Source organism: Candidatus Thioglobus sp., from assembly GCF_028599055.1.
Taxonomy (GTDB): domain Bacteria; phylum Pseudomonadota; class Gammaproteobacteria; order PS1; family Pseudothioglobaceae; genus Thioglobus_A.
The window spans coordinates 1-2,076 of record NZ_JAQRMS010000189.1 but is presented as its reverse complement, the minus strand read 5'-3'; the positions used below and the strand labels follow the sequence as shown (position 1 = coordinate 2,076).

Sequence of the window (2,076 nt, the reverse complement as noted above, 5' to 3'; positions counted from 1 at the left end):
TAAGTTGTCCACCTTCGGCTAACACAGCTTGGTCAAACAATACATTTACCACGTCTTCATCAACCTTATTTTTTAGCTTTTCAACCAATGGATGAGATGGGTTAATTTCAAGAATTGGCTTACTTTCAGGTACGTCTTGACCAAGGGATGCCATAATTCTTTCCATGTTGCCACCCATTTCATTTTCATCAGCTACTAAACAAGAAGGGGACTCGCTCAGTCGATTAGAAATCTTAACTTCTTTCACTTGATTTTCAAGAATTTTTTGCATTTCTGCTAGGGTCTTTTTAAAGCCTTTAGCGGTTTTTTCTTTTTCTTTCTTTTCTTCTTTAGAGTCAAGATCTTCCAAATCACCTTTGGCGATTGATTTAAGATTTTTACCTTCAAACTCGGTAAAGTTGTTAACCATCCACTCATCTACGCGATCAGATAGTAGCAGTACTTCAATATCTTTTTGTTTGAAAATTTCTAAGTGTGGTGAACCTTTAGCTGCGCCATAAGTCTCTGCGGTTACATAGTAGATGTCTTTTTGGTCATCACTCATGCCAGCAACATAATCAGCTAAAGAAACGGTTTGCTCTTCACTGTTAGATTTAGTGGTAGAAAAGCGTAACAAAGAGGCAATTTTGTCTTTATTGTTCGGATCTTCAACCACGCCTTCTTTCATTACCATGCCAAATTCTTTCCAGAAAGCTGCATATTTCTCAGGCTTATTTTTAGCCATTTTTTCTAATTCTTTAAGGATTCTAGAAACTGAGGCCTTGCGGATTGTATCAACCACTTTATTGCCTTGTAATATTTCACGAGATACGTTTAGTGATAAATCAGCCGTATCGATGACACCTTTAACAAAGCGTAAGTACATCGGCATAAGCGCTTCATTATCTTCCATGATGAATACACGCTTAGCATATAGCTTAATACCGCCTTTGCGTTTTGGCTCCCACATGTCAAACGGCGCCTTTGATGGGATGTATAGTAGGGAGGTGTAGTCAAGCTTACCTTCAACACGATTGTGTAGTTGTGTAAGTGGCGCTTCGAAATCGAACGTTAACGATTTGTAGAATTCGTCATAATCTTCTTGCTTTAAATCACGCTTGTCTTGTGTCCAGAAGGCATTGGCCTTATTAACCATTTCATATTCAATGGCGTCAGACTCTTCCTCTGCAGGCTTGATCATCATAATTGGCACGGTGATGTGATCAGAGTATTTTGAAATAATACCGCGCAAGCGATAATCATCTAAAAACTCTTTTTCATCGTCTTTAATGTGCAAGGTAATTTTGGTACCAAAGTCTTTAACTGTGGCGGTTTCTAGTGAATATTCACCCTCACCTTTTGAAGTCCATATTGTGCCGTTAGCTTGATCGTCACCTGCTTTTCTAGTGGTTAATACCACTTCATCTGCAACGATAAAAGAGGCATAGAAGCCCACACCAAACTGACCAATTAGATTTGAATCCTCGGCTTGTTTTTCATCCAAGCTTTGTAGGAATTTTTTAGTACCAGAGTTAGCAATAGTGCCAATATTGGCCATTACTTCTTCTTCAGTCATGCCGATACCGTTGTCGGTAATAGTAATGGTGCCAGCGTCCTTATCGACATCAATATGCACCTGAAGCTCTTCTTTGCCTTCAACCATGGTGTCATTTGAAAGCGATTCAAATTTAAGTTTGTCTACCGCGTCAGAGGCGTTTGACACTAGCTCTCGCAAGAAAATTTCTTTGTTAGAATACAAAGAGTGAATCATTAAATGTAGAAGTTGAGAAACCTCTGTTTGGAACGAGTGCGTCTGTTTTGTCGTCATTTTATTTTTATTATTATTTGTGCGTAAAATGTCTTGATATGGTCAAGCTTAAAAAAATCAAGTGAAAAAACAAATAATTGACTTTATTTCATACTTAAAAATTGAGCGCAATTATGCGATCAATACACAGCGCGCCTATGAGCGTGATTTACTGCAGCTGCTTGATTTTTTAAAAGTGCAGAAAATATCTAGCTGGCAGGCGCTTGATGCGCAAAATTTGAATTTATTTGTGATGCAATTGCGCCATAATAATATTTCTTCTCGTAGTA

The 2,076-nt window shown here is 38.2% G+C and carries 2 protein-coding genes; one reads left to right on the top strand and one right to left on the bottom strand.

The window, feature by feature from the left end:
- Positions 1-1,807, bottom strand: a 1,807-nt coding sequence (gene htpG, locus PSN35_RS07370) for a molecular chaperone HtpG (RefSeq protein WP_300031574.1), incomplete at its 3' end; no start/stop codon positions are given.
- A gap of 61 nt (positions 1,808-1,868) precedes the next feature.
- Between htpG and PSN35_RS07365 the strand changes: the two genes are divergently transcribed.
- A partial coding sequence (locus tag PSN35_RS07365; RefSeq protein ID WP_300031571.1) for a site-specific integrase occupies positions 1,869-2,076 on the top strand: 208 nt, incomplete at its 3' end.